Source organism: Mycobacterium sp. (genome assembly GCF_050701515.1).
GTDB lineage: Bacteria > Actinomycetota > Actinomycetes > Mycobacteriales > Mycobacteriaceae > Mycobacterium.
The window spans coordinates 1-5,232 of sequence record NZ_JBOGDB010000321.1 but is presented as its reverse complement, the minus strand read 5'-3'; the positions used below and the strand labels follow the sequence as shown (position 1 = coordinate 5,232).

The following is a 5,232-nucleotide window of genomic DNA, read 5'->3' as shown; positions in this document are numbered from 1 at the left end:
TCTTGGCGAAGGGCTATATCGGACCGAAAGCTCTGCTGGACAACGGTGTTCGGTATCTAGTCGATCCTCGAGTGGTGAACGGCACGTCGTGGATCACCGGCGCGGATGCGCCCGGCAAGCATGTGGTAGGGCTGGTCGCCGGTCGCGACTTCGTCGCCGACGGCACCATCGAGGCGGCTGAGGTGCGCGACGGGGACGTGTCGCCGGACGGCGCGGGCGCGCTGGTGTCGGCGCGCGGCATCGAGGTGGGCCACATCTTCCAGCTCGGTCGCAAATACACCGACGCGTTCACCGCCGACGTGCTCGGCGAGGACGGCAAGCCGGTGCGGTTGACGATGGGGTCCTACGGCATCGGCGTGAGCCGACTGGTCGCGGTCATCGCCGAACAGCATCACGACGAGCTCGGGCTGCGCTGGCCATCGTCGGTCTCGCCGTTCGATGCCCATGTGGTGATCGCCAACAAGTACAGCGCGGCCCGCGCCGGCGCCGCCGAGCTGGCCGCCGACCTGGACCGGTTGGGCCTCGAGGTGCTGCTCGACGACCGGCAGGCCTCGCCCGGGGTGAAGTTCAAGGACGCCGAACTGCTCGGCGTGCCGTGGATTGTGGTGGTCGGTCGCGGCTGGGCGGACGGGACGGTCGAACTGCGCAACCGGTTCACCGGCGAAACCCGCGAGATACCCGTCGATGGCGCCGCCCCGGCGATCGCCGAAACGCTCGCCAACTAAGCGCCCGCCGACTGCGACGTTTGTTGCGGCGTCTGCCCGCACTTTGCCGCAACAAACGACACATTCGGAACCGCTGTCAGAGCCGGGTCGTCAACACGGCATGGGCGATAGAGCGCGACTATTTCTTGGCCAGGAAGCCGTGGCGCGTGGCGAGCTGACGCCGTGGGAACTGCGGACGCAGTACCGCAGCGTCTATCGAAATGTTTACCTCCCGAAGGCGGCTGAACTGACCGCCGCCGACCGCGCGCGTGCCGCGTGGCTCTGGTGCGGCGGAGAGGCGACCCTGGCCGTGAGGTCGGCGGCGGCCATCTACGGCACCAAGTGGATCGACGGCCACCTGGCGGCAGAGCTGTGCCGTTCTGACCGACGCCATCCGCCCGGAATCAAGGTGCGCACCTACGCGCTCTCACGCGACGATGTCTGCTGGGTCGACGACATGCGATTGACGACACCTGAGCGCACGGCCTTCGACATCGGCCGGCTGCACCTACCCGACCGTTCCGTTCCAGTTTTGGACGCGCTCGTCCGCGCGACGAATCTCAAGGTGGCGGATGTCCTAGCACTTGCGGATGACCGTCCAGGAGTACGTGGTCGACGGCGGCTGCGCTCCGCGCTGGCCCTGGTCGATGAAGGTGCGGAGTCGCCGCAGGAGTCTCGGGTGCGGCTGATTCTGGTGCGCGGTGGCCTGCCGATGCCACAGTCACAGATCTGCTTCGCCAACGAACACGGCGACGTGCGCATCCGTGTCGATATGGGTTGGCAGGAGTGGAGAGTCGCGGTCGAGTACGACGGAGTACAGCATTGGGACGATGCCCGTCAGCGCTCATGGGACATCGAAAGGCTGGCCATTCTCGAATCAGAAGGCTGGGTGGTGATCCGGATCAGCGCCGAAATGTTGACCCGTCCGGACGTGATCGTCGAACGCGTCGCGAAGAAGCTGCGAGAGGCGGGATGGCCGGGATAACTGCGTCGAGTGTGTCGTTTGTTGCGGCGCCCACTCGCACTTTGCCGCAACAAACGCAACAGTCGTGGGGTATGGCTGCTAGCGATTACTCGCTGCCGCCGGGGAAGGCGACGGTGATCGGCCACACGCCAAGCACTCGGCTCCACCGGGCGGCCGTCACCGCACACTGCGTCAGCGCCGTCACCGCAAACGCGCGGTCCTCGTTCGTGGTGGCCTGCTCGAGCACCGCCCGCCACGCGACCGCGGAATCCTCTTCCATGCGCACCGCGAGGTTGGCCGCATCGGTTGGGTTGTCGACCTGTGTCGGCAACTGATAGCCGGCGGCGGGTAGCGGCGCGTCCACCGAACGGCCGCCGAGCATCGCGATCGCGGCCTCGCGCCGTTCCCGGTGTTCGGCCATCGCCCCCGCAACCAGGTCGTTGACCTCCGGGGTGGAATGCGCCGACACCAGCCCGTAGCCGTAGATGATTGCGTGCTCGGCGGCGACGGCGCCGAACAACGCCGCGGCGTCGGCGTTCGCCGGTCGCGACGGGGTGGTCGGCTCCGCCGCGCGCGAGGACGTGGTGGTCGGTGTGGGTTCGGCCGACGTCATTGTGTCCGTCCCGGCGACGCCAGTGCCACTTTGTAGGCCGCCGTGCAGGATGCGGCGATCGAACCGAGCAGCCCGGCGCGGTAGCCGGACAACTGCGCCGCCAGTTGCGCGGCATTGTCCGCGGACGTGCGCAGTGCGGCGATGACGTCCTTGGTGGTCGGCGCCGGCGCCGGGCTGGTCGTCTTCGGCGCCGACGTGGCGGCCTCGCCGGTGATACGGGCGATCTCGTCGGCCAGCGCGCGGGCGTGGTCCGACCGCTCCGACGCGACCGCGTTCAGCGCGGGCGCAATCTGCCGCTTGGCGGCCGCGGCGGCATCGGTCGCGAGTTGGCTGTCGCTGCGCGCGCGGTCGAGCTGCGTGATGAGGTCGTCCATCTCGGGCGGCGGCGGCGAGCCGCATGCGGCGGAGGTGGCGCCCAACACCGCCAGGGCGGCCGCCCCGAACAGCACGCGTCGCCTACTGACAACTGGAAGGGGGCTCGGCACAGCAACATCCTGCCATTGCCGACTGACCCTGTGTATTCGCTGAGCAGGCCTGCGAGTTTGCGGTTCGTCGGCTGTGCCCTGGCGTATCGTTGGAATCGCGTCCGGACAATTCAAGATGAGGAGCTCGCCGTGGCATCGGATCCGCAGCTGCGGTCTGCGAGATTGCCGTCGCAGAAGCAGGTGATCGAGCTACTCGACGGCGAGTTCGCGCGCGCGGGCTACGAAATCGAAGATGTCGTCATCGACACCGCCGTGCGTCCGGCCCGCATCACCGTGATTGCCGACGGCGACGACGGACTCGATCTGGATTCCATCGCGGCGCTGTCGCGGTCGGCATCCGAGCTGCTGGACCGTCTCGATTCACCGCAGTCCGGCGCGCCGTATGTCCTCGAGATTACTTCGCCCGGCGTGGACCGGCCGCTGACCGCCGAGAAGCACTACCGGCGTTCCCGTGGCCGCAAGGTGGAGCTGACCCTGTCCGACGGCTCACAACTGACCGGTCGGCTTGGCGAGACGCGCGACGGCACCGTCCGGCTGGTGGTTCGCGAGGGCAGCCGAGCGAACTTCTCTGTCCGTGAACTGCCCCTCAGCGGAATCGCGAAAGCCGTTGTGCAGATCGAGTTTTCGCCTCCAAACCAGCGAGAGCTGGAACTGGCCGGCCAACCTGGGAAGGGGGCTGGAGCATGAATATCGACATGGCAGCGTTGCACGCCATCGAGGCCGACAAGGGCATCTCGGTCGATGTCGTCGTCGACACCATCAAGTCAGCGTTGCTCACCGCCTACCGCCACACCGAGGGCCATGAGGCCGATGCCCGCATCGAGATCGACCGCAAGACCGGCGTCGTCCAGGTGATGGCCCGGGAAACTGACGCCGACGGCAATCTCATCAACGAATGGGACGACACGCCAGAGGGATTCGGCCGCATCGCGGCGACCACCGCGCGTCAGGTCATCCTGCAGCGGCTGCGCGACGCCGAGAATGAGAAGAACTACGGCGAGTTCTCCACCCGCGAAGGCGAGATCGTGGCCGGCGTCATTCAGCGCGATAGCCGCGCCAACGCCCGCGGCCTCGTCGTCGTTCGGATGGGCAGTGAAACCAAGGGATCCGAGGGCGTCATCCCCGCCGCCGAACAGGTGCCCGGTGAGCGCTACGAACACGGCGACCGGCTGCGCTGCTACGTGGTCGGCGTCACCCGCGGCGCTCGTGAGCCCCTGATCACGCTGTCGCGCACCCATCCCAACCTGGTCCGCAAGCTGTTCTCGCTGGAGGTGCCCGAGATCGCCGACGGGTCCGTCGAGATCGTCGCGGTGGCCCGTGAGGCGGGCCATCGGTCGAAGATCGCGGTCACCTCGCGGGCACCGGGCCTGAACGCCAAGGGCGCCTGCATCGGCCCGATGGGCCAGCGGGTTCGCAATGTGATGAGCGAGTTGTCCGGCGAGAAGATCGACATCATCGATTACGACGAGGATCCGGCCCGGTTCGTGGCCAATGCGCTGTCGCCGGCCAAGGTGGTGTCGGTTTCCGTCATCGACGAGGCGGCCCGCGCGGCCCGGGTGGTGGTACCCGATTTTCAGCTGTCGTTGGCCATCGGCAAGGAGGGCCAGAACGCCCGGCTGGCGGCCCGATTGACCGGCTGGCGCATCGACATCCGCAGCGACGCAGCTCCGCAGCAGGACAGCCCGTCGAGTCCAGGCGCGACACACGGCGCTGTGCACGACAGATAGCCGGCCGGCGCGTTTCGGTTCGCAAGGACCGTAACGGTAGACTGAGCCGTGATCCAGCGCGAGACTTCGGCTTCGCCGCATCGAGGTACGGATGGACCCGTACGGACGTGCGTCGGCTGCCGGAAGCGAGAGTTGGCCGTCGAACTGCTTCGTGTGGTTGCTGTGACCGGCGGGAATGGCGATTGCGCCATGACCGTTGATTCGGCAGGTAATCTGCCGGGGCGGGGTGCGTGGTTGCATCCCGACCAGCAGTGTTTACGCGCAGCAATCCGGCGGCGAGCGTTCGCTCGAGCGCTGCGCATCACCGGTTCACCGGACACATCCGCGGTGGTCGAGCACTTCGAATCGATCGAGCACCCGGCAACAGAACAGGTAGCGAAGAAGATGAGCACACCGTGAAGTCCCGACGATGACCATGCGTCGTAGCTAAACCGGAGGCGCGGCCTACTACCGCTGTCGCCTCTAGAGATGGAGAGTAAGTGGCAGGCAAGGCCCGCGTACACGAGTTAGCCAAGGAACTCGGTGTTACCAGCAAGGAAGTTCTCGCCCGGCTAAGCGAACAGGGCGAATTCGTCAAATCTGCGTCGTCCACGGTGGAGGCGCCCGTCGCGCGACGACTGCGCGCATCGTTCGGTGGAGCAAAGCCGGCTCCGGACAAGGTCAAGACCGACGGCAACGGCTCGCCGGCGAAGAAGGCGGCCGCGAAGTCGACGGCGCCCGCGAAAGCGCCGGCCAAGCC

At 67.2% G+C, this 5,232-nt stretch carries 8 protein-coding genes; 6 read left to right on the top strand and 2 right to left on the bottom strand.

The features are described from left to right. Together ACRDU5_RS23055 and ACRDU5_RS23050 are read left to right on the top strand one after the other, a co-directional pair. Window positions 1-725 (top strand): proline--tRNA ligase (locus tag ACRDU5_RS23055; RefSeq protein WP_526617309.1); only part of this gene is annotated, 725 nt, incomplete at its 5' end. Window positions 726-825: 100 nt separating this feature from the next. Continuing rightward, window positions 826-1,689, top strand: coding sequence for a DUF559 domain-containing protein (locus ACRDU5_RS23050; RefSeq protein WP_526617308.1), 864 nt, complete (start codon window positions 826-828; stop codon window positions 1,687-1,689). Window positions 1,690-1,774: 85 nt separating this feature from the next. Here ACRDU5_RS23050 and ACRDU5_RS23045 read toward each other — a convergent pair whose 3' ends face one another. Both ACRDU5_RS23045 and ACRDU5_RS23040 read right to left on the bottom strand, forming a co-directional pair. Beyond that, window positions 1,775-2,281: a ferritin-like domain-containing protein gene (locus ACRDU5_RS23045; RefSeq protein WP_526617307.1), complete on the bottom strand. Its 507-nt coding sequence runs from the start codon at window positions 2,279-2,281 to the stop codon at window positions 1,775-1,777. Continuing rightward, on the bottom strand, window positions 2,278-2,730 hold the full coding sequence (locus ACRDU5_RS23040; protein ID WP_526617306.1) for a hypothetical protein: 453 nt from the start codon (window positions 2,728-2,730) through the stop codon (window positions 2,278-2,280). The genes ACRDU5_RS23045 and ACRDU5_RS23040 overlap by 4 nt, the downstream gene beginning before the upstream one ends. Window positions 2,731-2,895: 165 nt before the next feature. Between ACRDU5_RS23040 and rimP the strand changes: the two genes are divergently transcribed. From rimP to ACRDU5_RS23020, 4 genes are all read left to right on the top strand, one after another. After that, window positions 2,896-3,453, top strand: a complete 558-nt coding sequence (gene rimP / locus ACRDU5_RS23035; protein WP_526617305.1) for a ribosome maturation factor RimP — start codon at window positions 2,896-2,898, stop codon at window positions 3,451-3,453. Continuing rightward, window positions 3,450-4,493, top strand: a complete 1,044-nt coding sequence (nusA, locus tag ACRDU5_RS23030; protein WP_526617304.1) for a transcription termination factor NusA — start codon at window positions 3,450-3,452, stop codon at window positions 4,491-4,493. The genes rimP and nusA overlap by 4 nt, the downstream gene beginning before the upstream one ends. 48 nt (window positions 4,494-4,541) lie before the next feature. Continuing rightward, entirely contained in the window at window positions 4,542-4,892 is a 351-nt protein-coding gene (locus tag ACRDU5_RS23025; RefSeq protein WP_526617303.1) for a DUF448 domain-containing protein, read from the top strand. 80 nt (window positions 4,893-4,972) lie between these two features. Beyond that, window positions 4,973-5,232 (top strand): translation initiation factor IF-2 N-terminal domain-containing protein (locus tag ACRDU5_RS23020; RefSeq protein WP_526617302.1); only part of this gene is annotated, 260 nt, incomplete at its 3' end.